The 26,212-nt window shown below is 43.6% G+C and carries 23 protein-coding genes; 11 read left to right on the forward strand and 12 right to left on the reverse strand.

What is annotated here, in order from left to right:
• Positions 1-9: 9 nt before the first annotated feature.
• The 7 genes from CFE23_RS05670 to uvrA all read right to left on the reverse strand — a co-directional run bounded on the left by CFE23_RS05670 (position 10) and on the right by uvrA (position 11,034).
• On the reverse strand, positions 10-465 hold the full coding sequence (locus tag CFE23_RS05670) for a hypothetical protein (RefSeq protein WP_291085317.1): 456 nt from the start codon (positions 463-465) through the stop codon (positions 10-12).
• Entirely contained in the window at positions 462-1,145 is a 684-nt protein-coding gene (locus CFE23_RS05675) for a peptidoglycan DD-metalloendopeptidase family protein (protein ID WP_291085320.1), read from the reverse strand. Before CFE23_RS05675 ends, CFE23_RS05670 begins: the two co-directional genes overlap by 4 nt.
• An 84-nt stretch (positions 1,146-1,229) precedes the next feature.
• Positions 1,230-1,517: a hypothetical protein gene (locus CFE23_RS05680; protein WP_291085323.1), complete on the reverse strand. Its 288-nt coding sequence runs from the start codon at positions 1,515-1,517 to the stop codon at positions 1,230-1,232.
• 102 nt (positions 1,518-1,619) lie between these two features.
• Positions 1,620-4,025, reverse strand: coding sequence for an alpha-ketoacid dehydrogenase subunit alpha/beta (locus CFE23_RS05685; RefSeq protein ID WP_291085326.1), 2,406 nt, complete (start codon positions 4,023-4,025; stop codon positions 1,620-1,622).
• A 264-nt stretch (positions 4,026-4,289) separates the two neighbouring features.
• Positions 4,290-7,127, reverse strand: a complete 2,838-nt coding sequence (locus CFE23_RS05690; RefSeq protein ID WP_363331559.1) for an aminopeptidase — start codon at positions 7,125-7,127, stop codon at positions 4,290-4,292.
• Positions 7,128-7,253: 126 nt separating this feature from the next.
• Positions 7,254-7,982, reverse strand: a complete 729-nt coding sequence (locus CFE23_RS05695; RefSeq protein WP_291085329.1) for a TIGR00730 family Rossman fold protein — start codon at positions 7,980-7,982, stop codon at positions 7,254-7,256.
• A 217-nt stretch (positions 7,983-8,199) separates the two neighbouring features.
• Entirely contained in the window at positions 8,200-11,034 is a 2,835-nt protein-coding gene (gene uvrA, locus CFE23_RS05700) for an excinuclease ABC subunit UvrA (RefSeq protein WP_291085332.1), read from the reverse strand.
• Positions 11,035-11,408: 374 nt separating this feature from the next.
• On the opposite strand from uvrA, the gene CFE23_RS05705 reads away from it, so the two are divergent.
• Complete coding sequence (locus tag CFE23_RS05705) at positions 11,409-11,786, forward strand: hypothetical protein (RefSeq protein WP_291085335.1); 378 nt, start codon at positions 11,409-11,411, stop codon at positions 11,784-11,786.
• A 68-nt stretch (positions 11,787-11,854) separates the two neighbouring features.
• Here CFE23_RS05705 and CFE23_RS05710 read toward each other — a convergent pair whose 3' ends face one another.
• The 5 genes from CFE23_RS05710 to CFE23_RS05730 all read right to left on the reverse strand — a co-directional run bounded on the left by CFE23_RS05710 (position 11,855) and on the right by CFE23_RS05730 (position 14,986).
• The gene (locus CFE23_RS05710) at positions 11,855-12,247 is read right to left on the reverse strand and encodes a hypothetical protein (protein WP_291085339.1); all 393 of its coding nucleotides are present in this window, start codon (positions 12,245-12,247) and stop codon (positions 11,855-11,857) included.
• A 169-nt stretch (positions 12,248-12,416) separates the two neighbouring features.
• Positions 12,417-12,713 (reverse strand): hypothetical protein, encoded by a 297-nt coding sequence (locus tag CFE23_RS05715; RefSeq protein WP_291085342.1) that lies wholly within the window; start codon positions 12,711-12,713, stop codon positions 12,417-12,419.
• Positions 12,714-12,805: 92 nt separating this feature from the next.
• Positions 12,806-13,606 carry an SRPBCC family protein gene (locus CFE23_RS05720; protein WP_291085345.1) on the reverse strand — a complete coding sequence of 267 codons (801 nt, stop codon included), beginning with the start codon at positions 13,604-13,606 and terminating at the stop codon, positions 12,806-12,808.
• 93 nt (positions 13,607-13,699) lie between these two features.
• Complete coding sequence (locus CFE23_RS05725) at positions 13,700-14,104, reverse strand: hypothetical protein (RefSeq protein WP_291085348.1); 405 nt, start codon at positions 14,102-14,104, stop codon at positions 13,700-13,702.
• A 24-nt stretch (positions 14,105-14,128) separates the two neighbouring features.
• Positions 14,129-14,986, reverse strand: coding sequence for a hypothetical protein (locus tag CFE23_RS05730; protein ID WP_291085350.1), 858 nt, complete (start codon positions 14,984-14,986; stop codon positions 14,129-14,131).
• Positions 14,987-15,072: 86 nt separating this feature from the next.
• Here CFE23_RS05730 and CFE23_RS05735 point away from each other — a divergent pair, with 86 nt between their 5' ends.
• The 10 genes from CFE23_RS05735 to CFE23_RS05780 all read left to right on the forward strand — a co-directional run bounded on the left by CFE23_RS05735 (position 15,073) and on the right by CFE23_RS05780 (position 26,180).
• The gene (locus tag CFE23_RS05735) at positions 15,073-16,308 is read left to right on the forward strand and encodes an HD domain-containing protein (RefSeq protein ID WP_291085353.1); all 1,236 of its coding nucleotides are present in this window, start codon (positions 15,073-15,075) and stop codon (positions 16,306-16,308) included.
• A 108-nt stretch (positions 16,309-16,416) separates the two neighbouring features.
• Positions 16,417-17,436 (forward strand): UDP-3-O-(3-hydroxymyristoyl)glucosamine N-acyltransferase, encoded by a 1,020-nt coding sequence (gene lpxD, locus CFE23_RS05740; RefSeq protein WP_291085355.1) that lies wholly within the window; start codon positions 16,417-16,419, stop codon positions 17,434-17,436.
• A gap of 92 nt (positions 17,437-17,528) precedes the next feature.
• The gene (locus CFE23_RS05745) at positions 17,529-18,917 is read left to right on the forward strand and encodes a bifunctional UDP-3-O-[3-hydroxymyristoyl] N-acetylglucosamine deacetylase/3-hydroxyacyl-ACP dehydratase (RefSeq protein ID WP_291085358.1); all 1,389 of its coding nucleotides are present in this window, start codon (positions 17,529-17,531) and stop codon (positions 18,915-18,917) included.
• A 53-nt stretch (positions 18,918-18,970) separates the two neighbouring features.
• Positions 18,971-19,735, forward strand: coding sequence for an acyl-ACP--UDP-N-acetylglucosamine O-acyltransferase (gene lpxA, locus CFE23_RS05750; RefSeq protein ID WP_291085361.1), 765 nt, complete (start codon positions 18,971-18,973; stop codon positions 19,733-19,735).
• A 44-nt stretch (positions 19,736-19,779) separates the two neighbouring features.
• A complete protein-coding gene (gene efp / locus CFE23_RS05755; RefSeq protein WP_291085364.1) occupies positions 19,780-20,346 on the forward strand; it encodes an elongation factor P in 567 nt (188 codons plus the stop codon).
• Between the two features lie 92 nt (positions 20,347-20,438).
• Complete coding sequence (locus CFE23_RS05760) at positions 20,439-21,368, forward strand: UDP-3-O-(3-hydroxymyristoyl)glucosamine N-acyltransferase (RefSeq protein ID WP_291085367.1); 930 nt, start codon at positions 20,439-20,441, stop codon at positions 21,366-21,368.
• 3 nt (positions 21,369-21,371) lie between these two features.
• Positions 21,372-21,734 carry a nuclear transport factor 2 family protein gene (locus CFE23_RS05765; RefSeq protein WP_291085373.1) on the forward strand — a complete coding sequence of 121 codons (363 nt, stop codon included), beginning with the start codon at positions 21,372-21,374 and terminating at the stop codon, positions 21,732-21,734.
• Positions 21,735-21,837: 103 nt separating this feature from the next.
• Positions 21,838-22,710 (forward strand): succinate--CoA ligase subunit alpha, encoded by an 873-nt coding sequence (sucD, locus tag CFE23_RS05770; RefSeq protein WP_291085376.1) that lies wholly within the window; start codon positions 21,838-21,840, stop codon positions 22,708-22,710.
• A gap of 119 nt (positions 22,711-22,829) precedes the next feature.
• The gene (locus tag CFE23_RS05775) at positions 22,830-23,258 is read left to right on the forward strand and encodes a hypothetical protein (RefSeq protein ID WP_363331560.1); all 429 of its coding nucleotides are present in this window, start codon (positions 22,830-22,832) and stop codon (positions 23,256-23,258) included.
• Between the two features lie 150 nt (positions 23,259-23,408).
• Positions 23,409-26,180, forward strand: coding sequence for a T9SS type A sorting domain-containing protein (locus tag CFE23_RS05780; RefSeq protein ID WP_291085382.1), 2,772 nt, complete (start codon positions 23,409-23,411; stop codon positions 26,178-26,180).
• The last annotated feature ends 32 nt before the right edge of the window (positions 26,181-26,212 follow it).

Below are 26,212 nucleotides of genomic sequence, written 5' to 3' on the forward strand. Positions count from 1 at the left end.
GTTTAGCCGTTAAGGTTGGTACAAGTCAACCCAGTTTGTCGACTTTATTGCGGAAACTTTACCCTCTTCATTTACAACAACGCGCAGCTCTTTTAAAGTGTGCTTCCATTGGTATTGTGCCTTGTAGCGGAAAATCAACGAGTTGTCTGCTTTGTTTTTCAATACCTGTGAGAGCTCAATATCTTTAAACTTCCCATACTTAATCCTGAATTTCTGACAGGTCTTCGTGATTTTTTCAGGTGTAATGTTTTTAATGAGTTGTGCCGTAGCCTCTTCGTTTGTAAAAGGCGTAAAGCGAGAAGTATTGCAGCTATTCAGTACACGTTTTCCCAACTCATACGCGCGGTTTTTAGCTGTGGCGTTCACCTCAGGCATATCGATCATCACAATGGCAGGCCCGGATTTTCTGGCTTTACAACCAATCGAGAGAAGCAAAATGAAGGATATGGCAACCAGTTTTTTCATAATTCTGAAAATTTGAACAGCAAATCCGGATCAGGGCAATTTTTTAAATAATGCGGCAAATCTTTCTCTGAGCAAACGCCCGGATAGTCACCAAAATTTCCTTCGAGGTCAATGATAATCTGGAAGTGCAGGTGCGGAGCATAATTTCCATTAACCGCAGGCTCGCCAATAGTCGCGAAGGATTGATTTCTGCCAACTTGATCTCCAATTTCAATGTCCTCAATACTATCAAGCGAGAGGTGTCCGTACAAAGTGTAAAAGTGATGCCCATCAGCTTTATGCTCTAAAATGATCGTAGGGCCGTAATTTCCTTCCCCGGTATTGTAGTCAAAACTATGCACAATGCCGTCAATCGGAGCAATGACGGCAGTTCCCCCCTTCGCCCAAAAGTCATATCCGATGTGGATATTCCGTTCCTCAGTTTCATCGTCGTTGAAAAGGTCATGGTGTTTGTATAGCGTACGTCTTTCGTTGTAACCGCCATATCCGACAAGGGCCTTGTTGGTTTCAAGGAAGTTGTCGATATACGCTTCGAAATTGTGTCTGTCTTCGAGAAACTTTCTCGAGTGGTCGGTAAGCTGCTCCGACAAATCTATTTGGACATATTTGCTGACATGGATATTGTTGTCGAGCACCCTGATTTTCTGCAGGTCGTAAAGGTAGTTTTCAAAAACGGTCATTTGTATTGGTTTTTTCCTTAAAGTTAACATAAAAAAAGCCAACATAAAAAGATTATGCTGGCATTATAACTTTAAATTAAGAATTTACTTTTTTTTGACTTCCACAGCCGTACCGCTATTTTTGACTTCAAACTTGGTGGTTTTGGTGTTATTCTTAGTATCAACCTGAACCGCGTCTTTTCCAACACTTACCGTAGTTCCGTTAGCATCGTCAGTTGACTTTTCAGGAGCTGGCGGCGGAGGCGGCGGAGGCGGTATATCTGCAGGCGCCTCAGGTGGTGGTGGTGGTGCAGGAGCAGGTGGCGGGTCTTTTTTACACGAAACAACAGCCATTGAAACAATCAATCCGGCCATCAAAATTACTTTTTTCATACGTTTTTGTTTTATCGTTACTTTATCCATTAACTTGATTAGTCCCGGTTTTATTGTCAACGTATGCTGAAGTTCCTTAATAAACTGTAAGCGATAACTGCTTTAATACAATTCGGGAAATTCAGAAGGCCTGCTTTCGCTCATAATAGCATATACTTTTTCATAAATATCTTCCACGGAAGGTTTTGAAAAATAATCACCATCGGTGCCATACGCCGGCCTGTGCGCTTTTGCTGAAAGGGTCTCAGGCTTGCTGTCAATATACCTATATCCGTTTTGAACTTCGAGTACCTGCTGTAAAATATACGCAGAGGCCCCACCCGGCACGTCTTCATCTACCACCAGCAGTCGACTTGTTTTTTGGACACTTTTGACAATGTCCTGCGCAATATCGAAAGGCAATAAGGATTGGATATCAATGATTTCGCAGTCAATTCCGGACTCCTGTAATTCTGTCGCAGCCTGTTCAATCAACCTAAGTGTCGATCCATAAGAAACAATTGTAATATCCTTTCCTTCACGGATGGTTTCGACCACTCCCACAGGTGTCTTAAATTCTCCAAGATTTATGGGCATCTTCTCTTTGAGCCTATATCCGTTAAGACATTCCACCACAAGGGCCGGTTCGTCTGTTTCGAGTAAGGTGTTGTAAAATCCTGCCGCTTTGGTCATGTTACGGGGAACCAATACATGGATGCCGCGGACGGCGTTGATAATCATGCCCATCGGGGATCCCGAGTGCCAGATGCCTTCAAGCCGATGGCCTCGGGTACGGATAATCAATGGCGCTTTTTGTCTTCCCTTCGTGCGGTATTGTAAAGTAGCGAGATCATCGCTCATAATCTGGATTGCGTATAATAAATAGTCAAGGTACTGGATTTCTGCAATCGGGCGTAGTCCGCGCATTGCCATCCCAATTCCCTGGCCCAATATTGTTGCTTCGCGTATTCCGACGTCGGCGACACGCAGCTCGCCGTATTTTTCCTGCATGCCTTCCAATCCCTGATTGACATCGCCAATATTTCCGGCATCTTCGCCAAATACAAGTGCTTCCGGGTACTTCGCAAAGATGGCGTCAAAATTATCCCGAATGATGACACGCCCGTCAGCATCTTCGGTGTTATCGCTATAAACAGGCAATACTTCCGCTACCGAAAAAACGTTCTTATCGGAAGCTGAAAATAAGTGTGAGCTGAAATTGGGTTGGATTTTCGCTTTGTAATCCGTAATCCATTGCGCCAACTCCTGTCCGACGCCTTCTTTCGAAAGCATGCGGAGTACTTTCCTGGCTGCAACCAATAGTTCCTTCCTTCCTGGTTCTTTCACAGGTTTCAACGCCGATATGTATTTGTCGATAAAAACTTTATTAGCGCTTTGTCCACTCATTTTTTCAAGTAGGGATACTAAGGCAGCCTGTTCTTCTCTTATCGGACTAATGAAAGCACTCCACGCGGCTTTTTTGCCATCGAGTACTTGCTTCTTTGCATGATTATCAATGTCGTCGAGTTCCTCAGGTGTGGCGACATTGGTCGCGATCATCCAAAGTTTCATCTGCCTGATACAATCGAAGTCAGATTCCCATGCCAATCGGTCTTCATTTTTGTACCGTTCATGAGAACCAGAGGTGGAATGTCCCTGCGGCTGTGTGAGCTGTTGCACATGGATTAAAACAGGAACGTGCTCCTCGCGGGCGATTTTTGCAGCTTTCTGGTACGTGTCGATCAGTGAGGCATAATCCCAACCCTTGACCCTGAAAATTTCGTAACCATTGCCATGCTCATCGCGCTGGAATCCCTTCAGTATTTCCGAGATATTTTCTTTAGTAGTCTGATGGCGCGCGTGTACGGAGATGCCGTAGTCGTCGTCCCAAACGCTCATCACCATCGGTACCTGCAGTACGCCGGCGGCATTGATCGTCTCAAAAAACAATCCTTCTGATGTCGAAGCATTGCCAATGGTTCCCCAGGCTATTTCATTCCCATTGATGGAAAAATTCGTCTTATTGTGAATGCCATTTACATTTCGGTATATCTTTGAAGCCTGGGCCAGTCCGAGTAAACGTGGCATCTGGCCTGCGGTGGGCGAAATATCTGCACTGGAATTTTTCTGCAGCGTCAGATTTTTCCAGTTTCCATTTTCGTCCAGCGAATGCGTGGCAAAGTGTCCGCCCATCTGCCTTCCGGCTGACATCGGGTCGAAGTTCAGGTCGGTATGGCCATATAATCCGGCAAAAAACTGCTCGATGTTTATTTCGCCTATTGCCATCATAAACGTTTGGTCGCGGTAATAACCTGAACGAAAATCACCGTTTTTAAACGCTTTGGCCATCGCGAGCTGTGGCACTTCCTTGCCATCGCCAAATATTCCGAATTTAGCTTTACCGGTGAGCACCTCGCGCCTTCCTAAAAGGCTGCATTCGCGGCTGATGACCGCAATTTTATAATCGTTGAGGACTTCAGATTTGAAATCTTCAAATGTCAACGCCGCATTCGTTTCAGCCTCTGTCATAACGGAAAAATTATGGATTTTCAGGACAAATTTACTGAAAAAGGCGGAAATTCAGGTTGCAAATTTACAAAGTTGCATCGATGCCTCTTCGCTGGTGCTGTAAGTAATAGATTTTCAAAAGTTTAAGTTTTTAAATCTTACGAAAACGTTGTAATTAAAATGAGCATTGCAAATGCTTGATGGGTTGGCATTGGAAACAGCTATAAACGAATGCTGTATTCGGTTTAGTGACATCGAACGGTTATGCAGCACAGCCGGATTGAATTAAAACCATTTCCGTGTGAAAAGATTGATCAGCAGCTTTGGGTCTAGCGTTACCACAAAACGGATTTTCTCGTTGTAATTTTGTTGCCCAATTTCCCAGCCGTTGTTTGAATAGACAGGAAAATACAACTCAAAATAATCGGTAACCAGATTCAGGCGGATTCCACTGTCGTAAACGAAATCGCGCTCCTGAAACCTGCTTTTTACAAAACCCGCATCGCCATAGACTTCCACCCAATTCCAAATGTTAAAGCCCACGTTGGCTGTCGCAATCCATTGGTTGGCAAAAGGGTTCGCCAGTTTCGACTTAAATCCGCCCTCTGCGATGATCAGTTGTTGGCTGAATAATCCAGATTTTTCAGACCGTCCATAGAAATCATAATCAAACAAATAATCTGTGGGGCGGTCCAGCCCAAAACTGAAATAATCCGTATCCGTACGGTTGTATAAAAAGGTTCCTGCGTAGAGCCGGATACTTATCTGTCTGTTGTCATTGAACAGTTTACGGTATTGTACATCAATGGAAGCTTTACCAAAGGTTTTCGACAGTTGCAGGTCTGTAGTGTAGCCAAAGTGTTTCGTCGCTTCTGAATTTCCATCGATGAATTTTGCGTTAAAGACACTGTAATTCTCCAATTCATCTTCCGCATCTGATGGCAGGTTGTCGCGCCTGACGATAACGTTCCTCAACACAAGGGTCTGTTTGTGATTGTTCCGGAAGTCGAAATCCCTGAACTTAAAGAACACGATCGGAGTGAGTTTTAAATACGCAGATTCCGGTGCATAATGGAAGTACGATCCATTTACCTGATAGCGCATGCCGTATAATTTTCCTTCACGGTTGTTTTGGTTTACCGCAACGGAGAAATTTCCCACCAAGGATTGGTTGTTTGAGGAATACATTGGGTTGAGATCAAAAATGAATGGCTTATCCAAAATGGTCTTATTGTGGAAACGGAACCCCGGTGACAGCCCGTCATACAGATTGTAGGTAAGTGTCGGGACATAAAGAATCTGATTGTAATATGGATCCTCCAAATCCTTCATGAACACAAATTTGATCGGACGGTTGCTGATCCTGAAGTCTTTTAACGAACGCCAGTTATTGCGCAGGTTGTATTCCGGGACCTCATTTTTATAATTGAGCACAATTTTTGTCGCCGATTCGCGAGGCACGGTAAATGTGCTGTCCTTGCTGACTCCTTCGAGCCACTGCTTGAAGACGATTTCCTTGTTTTTAATTCCATAAATCGGAATGGGCACGGTGGTGCCTGTTTTGTTTTTTATCGTGAAAGTAATGCTGTCGCGTGTCTTGGAAACATTGCCGAATTTATAATCTACGATGTCACGCGAATCAATAATGGTCTTAAAAAACCAATCAATGTTTTTCTCAGTACGGCTTTTCAATATGGCCTCAAAATCCGATCGTCGTGTCGGAACGGTACTTTTCGTATTGTCGCTGTAGAATGTAGCAATCGACTGTTGCATGTTTTCATTTCCAATATAGTCTGACAGGTATCGGAAGCTCAATCCCGCACGGTACTTTCCGGCAATTTGTTCGTTAAATTTAATCAGGTCGCTTTTGGGTGCGCCGATGGGTTGGTCAAGGTTTTTACGGGCCATCAGCATATAGAAATAGCTGTATTGCTCGTTAAAGTCAAGCTGTGTCAGGTTGTAGCTTTTAAACAGTCCCATCTTGGATACATTTCCCATCATTTTAATGCCGGGATAATGTTCGTCAATGTATTTCATCATAATGTAAACCTGCAGCCCGTCATAAATCCAGTTGTCGGCCCGCGGATCGAGTTGGAGGCTGGTCTTCAGGAAATTATTGAGGTACGTTTTCAGGAACTTGATTTCGTACAAAAAGTCATTCGGGAACGGGCTGATGAAAGCGGGGAGCTGGTTCAGTCCATAAAATGGATTACGCTCATAGTCTGCCTGGGCCACTGTGATTTTTGAATGTGGATAATGTCCGATATTGCTGTCCACATAGCGTACGATTTTGTCAATCAACAAGGCCTTTTGGATTTCATTGACATTGTTGTCGTTCAGATCGGTAAGGACTTCAGTAATGTCGTTCTTGTAAAGTTTAAACCTGTTTTCCTGCGAGACAAACATGCAGAAATCGTTTTTGGTCGTGTGCAGTTGGTACACGTTGCCTGATCCGGAACTTCGTGTTTCGGTGTCCGTGTATAGCTTGAGTCCGGACGGAATGGTGAAACTGATGTCGTATGCGGTAATGGCATTGGCGATATCGTCAGAGTTGTTGTTGCTGTACTTTGAAAAATGGTGGTTGTCGTAGCGCGCCGGGGCGAGGTACCAGTTGCGCAGGTAAAACTCGCCTGCCTTTCCATAGCCGTATCGGGTAAAACGGTCATTCGGAATTTTTACTTTGTAAGCCAATGAAAATTGGATGCTTTGTCCCGGCAGCAGCTTCACAGGAAGGTTGATCTCCACCAGATCAGGCTGGTCATTCATCCGGAACCAGTCTGCGGCTAAACCATTTTCAAAACGGATGGTTAGATTTTCCGTACCGCCGCGATCATGTGCTTTGGCGAGGTGAAAGCTTCTGATGAATTCGTCTGAAAAACGTTTTGCCAATGGAGTGTCTTTTGAAGCATAGGAACTGATCCAGTCATTAAGCACTATGGTTTGCAGCGTATCGGGAGAGGCATTCACGTAATTCAGCTGTTGTGATACAGAAATGGTCTTTGCTTCCGCATCCAGCACTGCCGTTATCGCACAGGCGTGTTGCGCATGTGCCGGGACGGCAAACGAAAGCGCAATCAGTAAAACGGCAAAGGATTTGTACAATTTCAATAGGTTCTTTTTCACAATTACGGCTAAATAACACTTTTAGGATGTAATATACCGCCGGAAGTTGCTTAAATATTGCTTAAGACCAAAAAGAAACCACAAAACCCGAAGATCCTGTGGCGCTTTGTTTTATTCGGCACGGTATTAAAAGTTCGGGCTCAGTGTGTATTTTTTGTAGAAATTATCCAGTACCTCGACCACTTCATCTTCCGTGTCCACAATGCGGATCAGGTCAAGATCACCCGGACTTACCGTCTTGTATTTTTCCACCAGCGTGGTTTTCACCCAATCCATCAGTCCCGACCAGAATTCCCGACCGACGAGGATGACCGGGAACTTCGCCACTTTTTTGGTTTGGATCAACGTGATGGCTTCAAACATTTCGTCCAGTGTGCCAAAACCACCCGGCATGACAACAAAACCCTGCGAATATTTTACGAACATCACCTTACGGACAAAGAAATAATCAAAGTTCAGGTTCTTGTCACGGTCGATATAAGGGTTGTAATGCTGCTCAAACGGGAGTTCGATATTCAGGCCCACTGACGTTCCGCCGCCCAGGTGTGCACCTTTATTGCCGGCTTCCATAATTCCGGGGCCGCCACCAGTAATCACACCGTAACCGGCTTTACTGATTTTGAATGCAATTTTCTCAGCCAAAAGGTAGAAGTGCTCGTCCGGTTTGGTTCGTGCCGATCCGAAAATGGATACACACGGACCAATTCTTCCCATGGTTTCATACCCATTGACAAATTCTGCCATGATTTTAAAAATCGCCCAGCTGTCATTGGTACGGATCTCGTTCCACGTCTTTTGCTTCAGGCGGTCCTGAATGACTTTATCTTCATCGTTATCAAAGTCCTCTAATCTCATATTTTTAAATTGATAATTGATTATTCAACATTAAATTCTCATTCATTTTTTAGGAGCTGTTCCCGGCTATCCGCTGCAATCTTTTTATTAATTGCTCGCTCCGCAGTAAAAAGGATTTCCGCTGCTCCCGAAGTTTCGGGACGGGCTATAGCCGGACAACATTGGAAAATCGGGCTAATATAGCGTTTTTCGACAATTAATAATCCATGATACCCGGTCAATTGGAAAGTTCTTTCTTCAAAAACTGCGCCGTATAGCTCTTCTTATTTTTAATAATTTCCTCCGGTGTTCCTTTGGCAACAACCTGTCCGCCGCCTTTTCCACCTTCATATCCGATGTCGATGACGTAATCTGCCAGCTTGATGACATCCATATTGTGCTCGATAATCAAAATCGTGTTGCCTTTGTTGACGAGTTTGTTGATGACATCCATCAGCACCCGAATGTCCTCAAAATGTAATCCCGTTGTCGGTTCATCAAGGATATAGAACGTGTTTCCTGTATCTTTTTTTGACAGTTCCGCAGCCAGCTTGATGCGTTGTGCTTCACCGCCCGAAAGCGTTGTGCTTTGCTGCCCAAGGGTAATATAACCCAAACCAACATCCTGGATGGTCTTGATCTTGCGGTAAATCTTTGGCAGATTCTCAAAGAACGGAACCGCTTCGTCAACCGTCATGTTCAGCACATCCGAAATCGATTTGCCTTTGTAGCGGATTTCGAGTGTTTCCCGGTTGAAACGTTTGCCCTGGCAGGTTTCACATTCCACATACACATCCGGAAGGAAGTTCATTTCAATCGTCCTGACGCCTGACCCCTCGCAGGTTTCGCAACGACCGCCTTTGACATTGAAGCTGAAGCGACCGGCTTTGTAGCCGCGGATCATGCTTTCGGGCGTCATCGTAAATAAACTCCGTATTTCGGAAAAAACGTCAGTATACGTCGCCGGATTCGACCGCGGCGTCCTGCCAATCGGGCTTTGGTCGATGTCAATGACCTTGTCAATGTGCTCAAGGCCTTCCATTTTTTTATAGGGCTGGGGTTTTTTGACGCCATTGAAATAATACGCATTCAGGATCGGATAAAGCGTTTCATTGATCAGCGTCGACTTGCCGCTGCCGGAAACCCCGGTAACACAGATCAACTGGCCTAATGGCAGTTCAATCGTCACATTTTTGAGGTTGTTTCCGCTGGCGCCACTCAATTTCATGAACTTACCGTTCCCTTCACGGCGTTTTTTAGGTACTTCAATCTTCATTTCACCATTCAGGTACATCGCTGTCATCGTATGCTCTTTTAGCAGTTCAGCAGGCGTCCCTTTACTGATGATTTCTCCGCCGTATTTACCCGCTTTTGGGCCAATATCAATCACATAATCGGCACGCTCAATCATGTCCTTATCGTGTTCCACCACCAAAACGGAGTTCCCGATGTCACGGAGCTGTTCCAATGACCTGATCAGTTTCTCGTTGTCGCGCTGGTGCAGGCCAATGCTGGGCTCATCGAGGATGTAGAGTACGCCAACCAACTGCGATCCGATCTGCGTGGCCAGGCGGATGCGTTGTGCCTCGCCGCCGGACAGCGATTTCGAGCTACGGCTCAGGGAAAGGTATTCCAAACCGACATTCATCAGGAAATTCAACCGGTCCCTGATTTCCTTGATAATCTCGGATGCGATAATGTGCTGCTTTTCAGAAAGGTGCTTGTCGATATTTTGAAACCACTCCGTCAACTCCCCAATATCCATAGCGGATAGTTCGGCGATGTTCTTGCCGTGGATCCTGAAATACAGGGCTTCTTTTTTAAGCCTGGAACCTTCGCATACCGGACAGGGCACTTCATCCATGAAGTCCTTTGCCCAGCGCCGGATGGTGGAAGAGCCGCTTTCGTCATATTGGTTTTTGATGAACGCTGAAATGCCTTCGAACTCAATCTTGTATTCTTTCGTAATACCAAGCGTTTTTGAGGGTACGGCAAATTTGTCTTTGCCACCATTCAGAATCACCTCCATGGCATCAGCCGGAATTTTCTCAATCGCATCGGTGAGCTTAAACCCAAACTTTTCACCGATAATTTCCAATTGTTTGAAAATCCAGGAACTTTTGTATTCACCGAGCGGTATGAGTCCGCCGGCCTTGATTGAAACCTTCGGATTGGGAATGATTTTCTTCAGGTTGATCTCGTTGATGGTGCCCAGTCCGTTGCAATGGTCGCAAGCGCCTTTCGGAGAGTTAAAAGAAAATAGGTTCGGCTCAGGATTCTGGTACGAGATTCCTGTTGTCGGGCACATCAGATTGCGGCTGAAAAAACGCACATCGTCAGCATCCTGATCAAGAACCATCAGCACGTCGTCACCATGATACATGGCCGTATTGATGCTGTCGCTTAAGCGCTTGTTTGTATCCGGGTTGTCCTCAACAACCATACGGTCAATAACAATTTCAATATCATGGGTCTTGTACCGGTCAAGTTTCATGCCCGGCGTAATCTCCTTAAGTTCCCCGTTGATGCGTACGCGCAGGAATCCCTGTTTGGCAATTTGCTGAAAAAGCTCTCCATAATGCCCTTTACGTGCCCGTACCACAGGTGCAAGGATATTGATTCGCTTTCCATCGTAATTTTCCAGGATGAGCCCCTTGATTTGATCATCACTGTAACTGACCATTTTCTCGCCCGTATTGTAACTGTATGCATCGCCGGCCCTCGCGAAAAGAAGGCGTTGGAAGTCGTAAATCTCCGTTATGGTCCCGACGGTTGAACGCGGACTTTTACTCGTTGTCTTTTGTTCAATGGCAATTACAGGAGAGAGGCCATCGATTTTATCCACATCGGGGCGTTCAAGTCCGCCCAGAAACTGCCGTGCATACGCAGAAAAAGTTTCCACATAGCGACGCTGTCCCTCGGCATAAATCGTGTCAAAGGCCAACGAAGACTTTCCAGAACCGGAAAGCCCTGTAATAACAACCAGTTTCTCCCGGGGAATGGTAACATCAATGTTTTTGAGGTTGTGTACCCTGGCCCCGAGTACTTCAATATTATTTTCTATTTCAGGCATATTTTTAGCAAAATGCAAAGGTAAGAATTAGATTGGAGATTTCTGGTACGAACGCGATTACAAAACCCAATTGTAAAATCACCAAATTGAGGCTCAGATCGTAAATTTAAGAAAGAAAATACTTACCTTACCGTGTGTATTTCTGGTTAGGTTTTGTTCTAGTCTTGTTCTAGTTTCGTTCTACTCACCTTCGAGAAAATAATTTGCGTTTTTTAGGCAGTTCGGAACGTGGTGGAATGAAATACGAGCGAGAGATGAAACACGATCGAAAAACGAAAAACCTGATACAATCACCGCAATTTTCAAAAAGGTGTTTTAAACCAAATGCCTAATTTTATGTCAGTAGGATAGTTAAACCTTTTAAATTAAAGAAAATGAAAAATACCCACACCTTGTTTTTATCGATTATTGCCCTTATGTTTTCTGCGGTAACTACAGCGCAGGAAAAAAAGCAATTGAATGACCAGCAAAAGACCGCGTTGGTAGAACAGCTCAAAACGGACCGCGAGAAATTGGCGCTAACCGAGGAACAGAAAGGCCCCTTCGCGGAAATCACGAAAAAATATGCCGAAAAAATGAAGGAAGTAAACGCAAACACGGAATTATCCAAGCTCGAAAAGCTAAAAGAACTCAAGAAACTGCGGATGGCAAAAGATGAAGAGATCAAAGTAATTTTAACGGAAGACCAGTTCAAAATTTACGAGCAGATTCGTGAAGACCGCAAGGAGAAACTGCGGGAGCGTAGAAAATAATAATTAATCAGAAAGCCGCATGATTTAATCAAAAATGCATGCGGCTTTTTCAATTTTGGTAAATTCGATTATGGTAGTGAGATAAGAAATTGGAATACCGACATCGTATTTAAAAATGACAGTATGGTTTTACGATTGACATCATACTTCCAAAGATCACTTTCGTATTCTGCCACGGCTTCTAATACCTGTGAAGCGACTTCCAATAACTCATTGTCATTGAGCACTGCGACATTTTCATAGTTATAGTGGAATTTCCGACCTAATCCATAAAGCTTATACTGTGATGCATAGCTGTTCAATGCGACGGACAGCGAAATAGTCATCAACTGTAAAGCTGTTTTGGCTTCCTCTTTTTCAGATGCTTTGTTTTTGACAACAGTAAGGTTCTTTGATACGTCGCTTGTGCTGGTGTCGCCGACGACATACATGTTTTGGGTAATTTTTTTCTGTGCATTCATGTTTTTTAAGATTGAAGATTTGTAAAATTGTAATTGATTAGTACGAATTTATTACAAAACACAAATGATATCCTAATAAATTAACACACCATTGCTCCAAATGCCAGAAAACACAGCTAAACAAATTTTCGCATTTTAACATTTCTAGTCTGACAAGGCAGAATATTGCCTATTTGTTCCTGCCTGTTCGGCTGTTCTCCGCATCCCAGTCTGAGGTGCTGTCGAGCTGATCCCGATTGTCAACATCGTTGATCTCGTTGTACCCCGGTTGTTCTTCCTGTTCAGAAAGTTTAGGCTCGATGTGTTCGTCTGCCGGCGTCTGTCCCTGTTCGCGTCCGAAGCCGCTTTCTTTGATCGGAATTTTCTCTTTTGCCTTATCTGTTTTAGCAGGATGTGAAACGTTCACTTCGTCAGGATTGATATTCTGGGGTCTATCCTCTCGACCCTTGTTGTCATTGGTATTCATAACGATATGTTTTTAATAAAAAAACGCCATTGCTTTCATTTTAAAAGTAAAGATCAGAAAAGACGCAGTCTCCGTGGGCAAAAGGATTTTCTTTATTCTGCCAAAGTGTGCTGTCCTGATTCCATATAGGATTTAACATTTTCAATGTCGGTGTGTACCATTCTCTCAAAGAATCCATTCAGAAGTTTGGCAGCGACGTCGCCGGCGATTCCGAGTGGTGCATGGTACGAAATGTTGATATCGAGATCCGTACCCCCTCGGCCGTTTTCTGTAAAAACGATTTTTCCGCCATTGTCTATTGTTGATCCTGGTACGGATTTCCAGCTTAGCATTTCGTCTTTTTCATCCATTAGAATGTTGGCAGTCCAACTGATGTGTCCAATACCTCCGGGCACTTTCACGCACCAGTGCGAGGTCGTTTTATTGATTTCTTTTACTGTTTCGAGATGTTTCATAAACCGCGGAAGGTTTTCAAGATTCCGCCAAAACGCGTACACTTCGCTAACCGGCTTATCAATACTCATCGAAGTGCGGATGTTGATATTGGAAGTTTTAAGGAAGCCGCTTTTTCCGACTGCTTGGTATAAGGGGCAATATCCACTTATTCCCCGTGCCAGCATCGTTCCGCCTGCGATTCCTTTCACTACACTCTTTTTCCTTCCGGCAAGCGCCTTATATAATAAATAGGAACCGCCCGCAATCATCAATACACGTTCCAACGTGCTGACATTGGACTCAATACCTTTGATGGTTTGTTTTGATTTGTGGCTGACGTTACCCAGTCGATGTGCATCTTCCTCTGAATAAAATGCAGAATATCGGTTTGGATCGGTCCCGGATTTATCGATTTTAGACTGCAATTTTGGACCTGGTGTGGTATGGTCTGTTTTCATGACGTTGGTATTTGGTTAAACGGTTTTACAATGCGTTTACCCAAAGTTATTTCAACGAAAGCTGAAACGGTTACAGGATATGCTAATTATGTTTTAAGATTTTTTATCCGTGGTCTCGGAAAGCACTTCTGACTTTTTCTCCAATAGCGTGATCTCAGTCTTCTCCTTTTTAATATCTTGTCTGATATAGGCAAAAAGACTCATATAGATATTGGCGATCCAAACCAATGAAAAGCCTGCGATAAGATAACCGCGCCAGTCATCGAACAGCAGATGAAAGTCGGTAACTACGACAACAGCCAGTGTCACATAATGGCTGAAGCAATATTCACAGGTGAACAGATAGAAAAACTTCCGGTAAAGGATAGTGCGGCCCTGTTTGGCATTTTTCACACAGAACTCCCGAGGCTCCCTAAACACTTCTTCATGGGTGACGGTCCAGGCAATGCAGGCGATGGGCAGCGCCAAAATAAAAAGCTCAAAAAGTTGTTGCAGCATGTTTTTTCGTTTAAGATAACTGAATTAAGGTTTATTAAGCTCATAAACCTTTCCGCCGGTATGTTTGTCCTTTTCGTCGGCGATGAAAATACGGTTGCCGTCAAAACAGATGCCTTCCTTCTGCGTGAAATCCTGCAGATCGATTGTCGTCAGTCTGCCTTTTAAAAAATCATCATTTTTAAAATCTTTAAATAGCCAAACCGTGGAACTGCTGAGCAATGCGATGGTGGTTCCGTCATCTGAAATATCTGCATCGGTAATCGCGCAATGCTTGTAATCGGTACAAGTCCTGAATTTTCCCATCAAAATGGCAGCGTGATTGCCGGGAACAGCGGGAACGCGGTATAGTAGGGTAGTGCCGTCAAATTTTGAACTTCGGTTTTTTGTAAACAGGTAGAAATTTCCTCTAAAGTAAAAGAAGGCTTCCGCATCATAGAAGCGTGCCGATTTCCTGGGCGGAAATTCTTTTTGTTCAGGATAAAAGAACGATATCTTTTCAGAAGGCACGGCGTTAGTACCCGCCAGGTCTGCCGCATCGATCTTATAAATGCACAAATCCTTTCTTTCATTGTCGTTGTTTCCAAAATCGCCGATGTAAAGATTACCCTCAGGGTCTGAGGCCAGTTCTTCCCAATCATTATTCACAACATCAACCGCTACCGTATTAACGCGTTTTCCGCTTTTGTCTAAAGCATATAAGTTTGCGTCGTTCCCGCTATCCTCCAGCGTCCAGAAAAGCTTTGACTGTGCAATGTACTCGAGCGCCGATGCTTCTTTTATATTTTTCGGAAAATCAAAGGCCACACTGATCTTTGAAGGCTGCGAGGAACAGCCGGAACAGGCTGCGATAATTAGGAAAAGTAAGGTCTTGTTTGCGCTCATATGAAATTAGTATAGGCTAAAGTTACAAAATTGCCCGCAATGGAGCTAATACCAAAATGCTTATCTTTGGCAACAATTTTTTTAATGTGGGCCAAATTAACAAACTGAAGATACTCAACGATCCAATTTACGGATTCATCACTATTCCTGACACGCTGATCTATGACCTGGTCCAGCATCCATATTTTCAAAGGCTGAGGCGTATTTCTCAGATGGGCTTGTCTTACCTGGTTTATCCCGGAGCACACCACACCCGTTTCCACCACGCATTGGGATGCATGCACATGATGCAGAAAGCCATCGAAACGATAAGGTTTAAAGGGACGGTCATTTCAAAAGAAGAGGAAATTGCGCTCTGTACCGCCATATTATTGCACGACATCGGGCACGGCCCATTTTCGCATGCTATGGAACACAGTATTGTAGAAAACATCTCACATGAGTCAATTTCGATGTTGTTTATGGACAAACTCAATGCAGAGTTCGACGGGAAGCTCACATTGGCGATACAAATCTTCAGGGGATTCTACCACCGGAAGTTCATGCTGGAGTTGATTTCAAGCCAGCTCGATATGGACCGAATGGATTACCTGAAGCGCGATAGCTTCTATACCGGCGTGGCAGAAGGAAATGTCAATTCGGACAGGCTTATCCAAATGATGATTGTTGTGGATGACAAACTGGCGATTGAGGAAAAGGGGATCTATTCCGTTGAAAAATTCCTGATGGCCAGAAGGTTGATGTATTGGCAGGCCTATCTGCATAAGACGAGTCTCGCCGCGGAACTCATTCTTACGAAAGCGTTAAAAAGAGCTAAGGAGCTGATCCATAAAGGCGTCGAAATCGACTGCAGTGCGCCGCTAAAGTTCTTTATGGAGCACAAGATTGAAGCAGCCGACTTTAATGATGAAGTACTGGAATTGTTCTCACGCCTCGACGATACTGATATTATCAGCGCGCTGAAAGCCTGGCAGTACCATTCGGATTTCGTGCTGAGCAGTCTAAGCAGGATGATTATCAATCGGGATTTACCGAAGATTAAATTTGGCGAAGAGAAGTTCAGTAAAGAGGAAATGGAGTCGTACATCCGTGATTTTTCAGCCAGGAATGGGATTACGGCGCATGAGTCCGGATACTTTGTATTTAAAGGCAGGATCAGGAATCAGGCCTACGACAAAGAAGCCGCGCCGATCCGCATCTACAAGAAAGACAAAAGCATCGAGGACGTTGTCGAAGCGTCAGACCATTTAAACCTTAAGGCGCTGAGCAAACCGGTGACAAAATATTACATCTGCTTCCCGAAAGTACTTGTTGAAAATTAACAATTAAAAGCTACTTTTTTATATTTTTGTCGGGCAGAATGCAAATCGGAGATATTTTTGGTCCGTTTATCGTATGTCTGAATTTAAACAAAGGGCAATTACAGTAAAATGAAGTTTACAGCAGCACAGATCGCAGGAATACTGGATGGCGAGATTGTCGGGAATCCTGACGCCATCGTGTTCAAGTTGTCCAAAATCGAAGAAGGTACCGATGGATCACTGACCTTTCTTTCCAATCCCAAGTACAACAATTTTATTTATTCCACCCAGGCATCCGTGACGATCGTCAATATGTCGTTTGTTCCTGAAACACCTGTATCCACTACTTTAATAAAGGTTGATGACGCTTATGGTGCGTTCTCTAAAATCCTCTCTTTCTACGACCAGGTGAAGCACAATAAACAGGGAATAGAGCAACCTTCTGTAATTTCTGAGAATGTGCATTATGGGGAGAATTTTTACCTCGGAAGCTTCGGTTACATTGGGAATAATGTAAGTATTGGAGATAATGTTAAGATATATCCTAATTCTTTTATCGGAGATAATGTTGAAATTGGGAATAATGTAATTATTTTTGCGGGCGCTCGAATTTATTCTGATACAAAAATCGGGAATTTCTGTAGCATACATTCCGGTGCCATTATTGGCGCTGATGGTTTCGGTTTTGCGCCGAAAGAGGATGGTACCTATAGTAAAATACCGCAAATTGGAAATGTAATTATCGAAGATCACGTTGATATTGGCGCAGCAACGACAGTAGATCGCGCAACAATGGGCTCTACGGTTATCCGGAAGGGCGTCAAACTGGACAACCAGATACAGATTGCACACAATGTTGAAATTGGAGAAAATACTGTAATTGCCGCGCAAACCGGTGTTGCAGGTTCTACAAAAATAGGGCGCAACTGTATGATCGGGGGACAGGTGGGGATTTCAGGACACCTCACGATTGGAAATAATGTACGGATTCAGGCACAGTCCGGAATAGGAAGGAACATAAAAGACGACGAAACCGTTCAGGGAAGCCCTGCGTTTACATACAGCGATTTCAGTAAATCATACGTGCATTTTAAAAACCTGCCGAAGATCATTTCAGAGCTTGACGAGTTAAAAAAGAGAATAGATTAGATAATAAATGAGGTTACTTGGGTTAACAATAGTAACGAGGTGCAGGAATAATGCGCCTTTTCTCAAAATAAACAAACAAAAAATACTTTCTAATGGTTAAACAAAAAACCATCGCAACCGAAGTTTCCCTTACAGGTGTTGGCCTGCACACCGGAAAGGATGTGAAAATGACTTTTAAGCCGGCTCCAATAAACAACGGTTTTACTTTTGTGAGGGTAGATCTTGAAGGCCAACCCGTGATTGAGGCAGATGCGAATTATGTAGTCAACACGCAACGCGGCACAAATCTTGAAAAATTAGGCGTAAAAATCCAGACTTCCGAGCATGTACTCGCGGCATTCGTGGGCTGTGATGTCGACAACGTGATTATAGAACTCGATGCCTCTGAACCGCCGATAATGGATGGTTCTTCAAAATATTTTGTTGAAGCGATCGAGAAAGCTGGTGTAGTGGAGCAGGAGGCGGAAAGAAAATACTATGTGGTAAAGGAAGTCATTTCTTTTGCAGATGAAGCCACAGGCAGCGAAATCCTTGTGATGCCAGGCGACGATTACCAGGTGACGGCGATGGTGGATTTTGGCACCAAAGTGTTAGGAACACAAAATGCCACGATGAAAAATATTTCAGAATTTAAATCTGAAATCGCAGATTCCAGGACGTTTAGTTTCCTACACGAACTCGAATCTTTGTTGGAAAACGGATTGATAAAAGGCGGCGATTTAAACAATGCCATCGTATATGTGGACAAGGAGATTTCAGCGTCTACAATGGAAAACCTGAAAGTTGCTTTTGGGAAAGAAAAGATCTCTGTCAAACCAAACGGGATACTGGACAACCTGACGCTGCATTACCCCAATGAAGCGGCGCGCCACAAATTGCTTGATGTGATTGGTGACCTCGCTTTGATTGGTACACGCATCAAAGGGAAAGTGATCGCCAATAAGCCGGGACACTTTGTAAACACCCAATTTGCAAAGAAAATGTCGAAAATTATCAAGATCGAACAGCGCAACCAGGTTCCGGTATATGATTTGCACCAGGAACCTTTGATGGATATTCATAAGATCATGTCCATGTTGCCGCACAGGCCACCGTTCCTGTTGGTCGACAAAATCTTCGAACTGTCGGAAACCCATGTTGTTGGTTTGAAAAACGTCACGATGAATGAGCCGTTTTTTGTAGGCCATTTTCCGGGAGCACCCGTAATGCCAGGCGTATTGATTGTTGAAGCGATGGCGCAATGCGGCGGAATCCTGGTGTTGAGCACCGTTCCGGACCCTGAAAATTACCTGACGTTCTTTATGAAAATAGACAATGTGAAATTCAAGCATAAAGTTTTGCCTGGCGATACACTCGTATTTAAATGTGATTTGATTGCTCCGATCAGGCGCGGAATTTGCCACATGCAGGCGAATGCATATGCCAACGGAAAACTGGTTGCAGAGGCAGAGCTTATGGCGCAGATCGCCAGGAAACAATAATCGCCGCAAGGCAAAACCATAAAACAAACAAAGATGAATCAACCTTAGCCTATGTGCATCCGGGAGCGAAGATCGCCAAAAATGTGGTGATCGAGCCGTTTACGACGATCCACAATAATGTGGTAATCGGTGACGGAACCTGGATTGGCTCTAACGTGACAATCATGGAAGGCGCCAGAATAGGAAAGAACTGTAATATTTTTCCGGGTGCGGTTATTTCGGCCGTGCCGCAGGATTTAAAATTTGGAGGTGAAGAGTCACTTGCAATCATTGGTGATAACTGTACTATACGTGAGTGTGTTACGATAAATAGAGGTACTATTGCTTCGGGCCAGACTAAGCTCGGAAACAACTGCCTCGTAATGGCTACGGCACACATCGCACACGATTGCCATATCGGTGACAATGCGATTATTGTAAACGGTGTTGCGCTTGCGGGACATGTGACTGTGGGGAATTTTGCTATTATCGGTGGGCTCGCTGCAGTGCACCAGTTCATCCACATCGGGGACCACGCGATGATTTCCGGTGGGTCGCTGGTCAGGAAAGATGTTCCTCCGTATACCAAAGCGGCCAAAGAGCCACTTTCCTATGTCGGGATAAACTCGGTAGGTTTGAGGAGAAGGGGGTTTACCACAGACAAGATTCGGGAGATACAGGAAATTTACAGGATATTATACCAGAAAAATTACAATACTTCACAAGCCGTCAGCATCATTGAAGCTGAAATGGAAGCCACGCCGGAAAGGGACGAAATCCTTGATTTTATCAGGAATTCATCGAGAGGCGTGATGAAAGGCTACACCGGAAATTACTAATAGATTTACATTAAAATTCAACATTAACATTTAAAACCAAACAGATGGCATCTACATCAGATATTAGAAACGGATTATGCATTAAGTTCAACCACGATATTTACAAAATCATCGAATTCCTCCACGTAAAACCTGGTAAAGGTCCAGCTTTCGTAAGAACGAAGCTGAAAAGCCTTACCAATGGCAAAGTGTTGGACAACACTTTTTCTGCTGGGCACAAAATCGATGAGGTTCGTGTGGAGACGCATGAATTCCAGTTTTTATATGCGGAAGGCGACATGTACAATTTTATGCATACCGAAAGCTACGAGCAAATCCAACTGAACAAAGCGATCCTTGATGCCCCGGACTTATTGAAAGAAGGAACTACCGTAAAAGTAATCATCAATGCGGAGACTGAAGCGCCTTTATCTGTAGATATGCCTGCTTCCGTAGTGCTTGAGGTGACTTACTCAGAACCTGGCGTAAAAGGAAATACTTCTACCAATGCTACAAAACCTGCGACAGTAGAGACCGGTGCTACGATCAACGTCCCGTTGTTTATTAATGAGGGCGATAAGGTGAAAATTGATACTGCTACCGGTTCTTATTTAGAGCGTGTGAAAGAGTAGATCTATAACAAGGGCCACCCGCATTTTAGCGAAGGCCTTTTTTATTTTGCGCCCTGCATGATTCACTAATGATCACATTTGCCAATTAAAATATGAAGTTTCCAAACATTCAGTCTTTAGAAGAAATTGCCAGGATTATCAACTGCGAATACGTAGGCGATAAGAATTTTCCAGTTTCCGGAATGAATGAAATACATGTCGTGGAACCTGGTGACATCGTATTTGTGGATCATCCGAAATATTATGACAAGGCTTTAAAATCTGCAGCGACCATTGTCCTCATAAACAAGAATGTAGATTGTCCTGAAGGAAAAGCCCTGTTGATTTCTGACGATCCTTTTAGGGATTTTAATAAGCTTACCCATCATTTTAAGCCATTCGAAAGAGCTGCGACGGCTATTTCGCCGTCCGCGAAGATCGGAGAAGGGACGATTATACAGCCAAACTCCTTTGTGGGCAACCACGTGGTGATCGGAAAGAATTGCCTGATCCACGCGAATGTCGCCATTTATGACCATACTGTTATCGGAGACAATGTAATCATCCACGCGGGAACAGTCCTCGGGGCCGATGCATTTTATTATAAAAAACGCCCTGAAGGTTTTGACCAACTCATTTCCGGCGGTCGCGTCGTCATTGAGGACAATGTGGGTATTGGCGCACTTTGTACGATTGACAAGGGTGTCACCGGTGACACTACCATTGGCGCAGGAACCAAGATCGACAACCAGGTGCATGTAGGTCATGACACGGTAATCGGTAAAAAATGCCTGATCGCTTCCCAAACGGGTATTGCGGGCTGCGTTGTTATTGAGGATGAAGTCACTTTGTGGGGACAGGTAGGGGCCACCAGTGGCATCACGATAGGAGAGAAGGCAGTGGTTTTAGGCCAAACCGGAGTCACCAAATCCATTGAAGGCGGTAAGACCTACTTCGGAACGCCGGTGGAGGAATCCAGGGAAAAGTTGAAGCAGTTGGCCAATATTAAAAAGATACCGGACATACTTAATAAACTGAAATAGATTATGAGCGCGAAAAAATTAGTTCAGGCTTTTTATAAATCCGATGCACTGATCGACCCGGCCGTTATGCAGACATACCTGCATCCTGAGATAGAAGTCGAATGGAACAGTTCCAAAGGACCGATTACCATGAATTATGAGGAAATCATTGCCTTCACGACAGAGCTCAGTAAAGCATACGTCCGGACGAAAGTGCGCATGAGCCACATTTTACAGGACGGCGATACGGTAGCGGCGAGATATTCCCATTTCGTAAAAACCATCGAAAACCCAAGGGAGGAGATGTTATTGGCACACTTTTTCGTCATATGGGAAGTTAAAGACGACAAGCTTTTCCGTGGTTTTCAGATGAGCCAGGTTTCCTAAATCACCAATTAGCGGACAATATTTTAAAAAGTCATAAGAATATTGTTTTCAAAAACTTATTTTTGCAACACAAATTTCAAAAAACAAATTAAACCATATCAACATGAGCGTTTTAGTTAATAAGGATTCCAGAATAATTGTACAGGGTTTTACAGGTAGCGAAGGTACTTTTCACGCTTCGCAAATGATAGAATACGGAACCAATGTGGTTGGTGGTGTTACTCCGGGTAAAGGAGGAACTGAGCATTTGAACCGTCCTGTTTTCAATACTGTGAAAGATGCAGTAGACAAAGCCGGAGCCGATACTACAATTATCTTCGTACCGCCAGCATTTGCCGCCGATGCGATTATGGAAGCCGCTGACGCCGGAATCAAAGTAATCATCACCATTACCGAAGGCATTCCTGTAGCCGATATGATCAAAGCATACGACTACATCAAAGGAAAAAACTGCCGCCTGATTGGTCCAAACTGTCCTGGCGTCATCACGCCGGAAGAAGCTAAAGTAGGGATTATGCCTGGTTTCGTTTTTAAGAAAGGCACCGTTGGGATCGTTTCAAAATCAGGAACGTTAACTTATGAGGCTGCTGACCAGGTCGTGAAACAAGGATTGGGCATCACTACGGCAATCGGGATCGGAGGGGATCCAATCATCGGAACGACGACGAAAGAAGCCGTAGAATTGCTGATGAATGACCCTGAAACAAAATGCATCGTCATGATTGGGGAGATTGGCGGACAATTGGAAGCAGATGCTGCCCATTGGATCAAAGCTGACGGAAACAGAAAGCCAGTAGTAGGCTTCATCGCTGGTGAAACTGCTCCTAAAGGAAGGACGATGGGACACGCCGGTGCTATTGTTGGTGGCGCTGATGATACTGCCGAAGCCAAGAAACGCATCATGCGCGAGTGTGGCATCCACGTAGTGGATTCTCCGGCAGAAATCGGGAAAAAAGTAAAAGAAGTCCTGGGTTAAGCGACAGCGATCAGCGACAAGAATCAAAGATATCAAATACAGACTCCGTTTTCGAACTGTCGGAAACGGGGTTTTTTAATTAACCGCATTCAGGGAACTGGGTGCCAAATTTTCAAATGATGTATAAAGAACTTAAGAAATTCAAAACCACCAATACGTTTACTTTCACGCCGGATGACGCCCTCGAAGAGGTCTGCAATGCACCGGAATCCGGGAATGGTATTTTTGTGGTATATGCCGTAGATGGCGAAGAAAAGGAGCTGATCATGGTCGGTTCTACCGGAACGGTGCAGAATGACGGTACCTTAAAAAGCAAAAATGGCGGACTTTATGACAAGATCGTAAACGGACACCAGTTTGCCAAGACCGGGCGCAAATACTCCTGGCCGGCCCAAATGAAGAAAGAAGACATCAGCAGGCTCGAAGTGGTTTGGTATGAAACCTTCAATGCTAAAAATAAAGTGATCCCGACTTTCGCAGAAGGGAACGTGCTGCAGAATTTCCTTGACGAGAACGGAAAATTGCCAAGGTGGAACGTGGCGTTCTAATGCTACATCAGTGTCGTAAATAATAATAAAACTCCTTGATGTACGGAGTTTTTTGTTTTGTATTAAATTGGCGAAGTTGTTCGTTTACAAGCTAAGTCGTATAAAAAGTTTATATATTTGGCTGGTCCAGCCTAAGTTAAACCTATTGATATGAAAAAATACTACCTGATTGTCCTGACATTATTTCTGTTTCAAATTGCCAACGCACAGATTGTAAATATTCCGGATACTAATTTTAAGGCGAAGCTCCTATCTGCAAATGAAAGTAACGGCATTGCGATAAATGCTCTTGGGAATAGTTTCGTACTTGATGAAAACAACGATTCAGAAATCCAGTTAAGCGAGGCGCAGAAAGTTTATCGATTGTACGTCCAGCAGGCAAATATTTCGGTGATTACGGGAATACAATCATTTTCCAACTTATTAGAATTAAATTGTTCGGATAATCAAATTACAACACTGGATTTTTCGGGTAATACCACTATTCAAAGATTATATTGTAATAATAACATAATATCAAGTATTAACGTTTCAGGATGCACTAATCTCATTCAGATGCATTTCAATTATAATCAGGTGGGTACTATTGATTTGTCGAATCTGCCCAATTTGCAACAACTATTGGGATATCACAATCAACTCAGCCTTATTAACTTTTCCGGAACAATTCACATTCAGGATCTGGAAATTGGGTCCAATCAGTTAACATCCATTGATTTAAGTAGTTTTAGTGAGCTGGGCTTGCTTAATCTTGACAACAACTTACTTACAAACATAACGTTTCCATCGACCGAAACTTTAAATAACATCCATTGCTCCAACAATCAACTTGCTACTCTTAATTTGCCAGATCTCCCAAATTTGCAATATTTATGGTGTGATTATAACCAGATAACGTCTTTAAATTTATCATCACTTACTTCCCTCGGTGACTTTAAAGGCAATAATAACGAACTCACCAGCATCACATTACCACATAGCTATTTTGTAAATTTCGATTGCAGTAACAACTATATTACATCGTTAGATTTATCACCGGCCATAGGTTTTTACCAGTTTTATTGTAGCTTTAATCTTTTAACGGCATTGAATTTACCCGCCATACCCTTTGGCGAGTTTCGTTGTAACAATAACCAGCTTACAGAAATAAATGTGCCCGCAGCCGCATCTCTGGAGTATTTGGATTGCAGCTATAACTCCTTAGCCGCATTAAATATCGTTCCAAAGGAATCCGTTGGTTCGCTTTATTGCTCACATAATCAATTTACAGACCTCAATTTATCAGCGTACACGAATTTGGGGGACTTATTTTGCAGTAATAATTTCCTGTCAACACTGGATGTATCAAATCTTTCGGATTTGGTTACACTGGATTGTAGCTATAACGATTTACATTCATTGTTTATAAAAAATAACAATTTCTGGCTTGGAGAAAATGTGGTGTTCGAGGAAAACCTTAACCTGCAGTATATTTGCGTAAATGAGTCACAAATTGATATGATAAATGATAGACTTAGTCAATATGGTTTAACATCGTGTGAAGTCAATTCGTATTGTTCCTATACACCCGGTGCTTTTTACCATATTCGTGGGCGGCAACTATATGATGCTGATAATAATGGCTGCAGCAATGCAGACCTGCGTTATCCGAATCTTAAGTTTAGTATCACGAATGGCTTGGTCAACGGTACCATTATCAGCGATGATTCCGGGTACTATGACATCCCGGTTCAGGCAGGCATGCATACCATTGTACCCTTTTTCGAAAATCCGTACTTTACAGCTTATCCGCCTAGTGTCACTGTTACTTTTCCTGAGCAGCCCGCTCCGTTGAATCAGGATTTCTGCGTCAGCGCAAATGGTGTGCACCCCGATGTGGAGATTTTCTTATTCAATATGAATACCGCCCAGCCTGGGTTTGATACGAAATACAGGATTGTTTTCAAAAATAAGGGGACTACCGCTGCTGCTGGAACCATAGATTTTTCTTTCAATGAGGCAATAATGGACTTTATTGGAGCTGTACCATTGCCTTCAACACAGGCATCAGGCACAATTTCCTGGGACTATTCCGCGTTGCAGCCTTTTGAAAGCCGTATTATAGACTTTACCTTAAACCTAAACTCGCCTGTCGAAACGCCGCCCGTGATTCAGGGAGATCTATTGCAGTTTTCTGCAGGGATCACGTTGACGTCTGATGGCATGCCGTCCGACAACACGACCACGCTGCATCAACGGGTTTTCAACGCATTTGACCCTAACGACAAGACCTGCCTTGAAGGAGAAACTATTACGCCGGCCATGGTAGGTGGGTACGTTCATTATAGGATCCGGTTTGAAAACACAGGAAATTATCATGCGGCGATTGTTACAATAAAAGATGTGATCGATACTTCAAAATTCGATATTGCTACTTTAACACCCATCTCAGGAAGCCATCCGTTTATCACAAGGATCACGAATGGCAACGAGGTAGAATTTGTTTTTGACAACATCAACCTGCCTTTTGATGATGCGAATAATGACGGTTATCTCGTATTTAAAATTAAGACGAAACCGACACTGCAATTAGGCGATCAGTTGAGCAATACTGCCGGGATTTATTTCAACTATAACGCACCGGTGATTACGAATACTGCGGTGACTACTGTGGCTATTCCATTGGCAACAAATCCATTAGATAATGTCACCGGATTTGCATTATATCCCAATCCGGTGACAGACAAATTAAATATTTCGTCCAAGTCCAATGTAGATATAGATTCGGTGGCTGTTTATAATGTATTGGGGCAGGAAGTGATAAGAGTACTCCCGGCTCAGGGAATTACATCAATTGAGGTTTCCGGGTTGCCTTCGGGGAATTATGTGGTTAAAGTCGCTACAGCGTCGTCGAACTGGGTATCGAAGTTTGTTAAGGAATAGATTTTTATAAAATATATACTGAAAATCATTTT

Origin of the sequence: Flavobacterium sp. BFFFF1, assembly GCF_002256285.1 — a bacterium.
In the GTDB taxonomy this organism is placed as follows: Bacteria; Bacteroidota; Bacteroidia; order Flavobacteriales; family Flavobacteriaceae; genus Flavobacterium.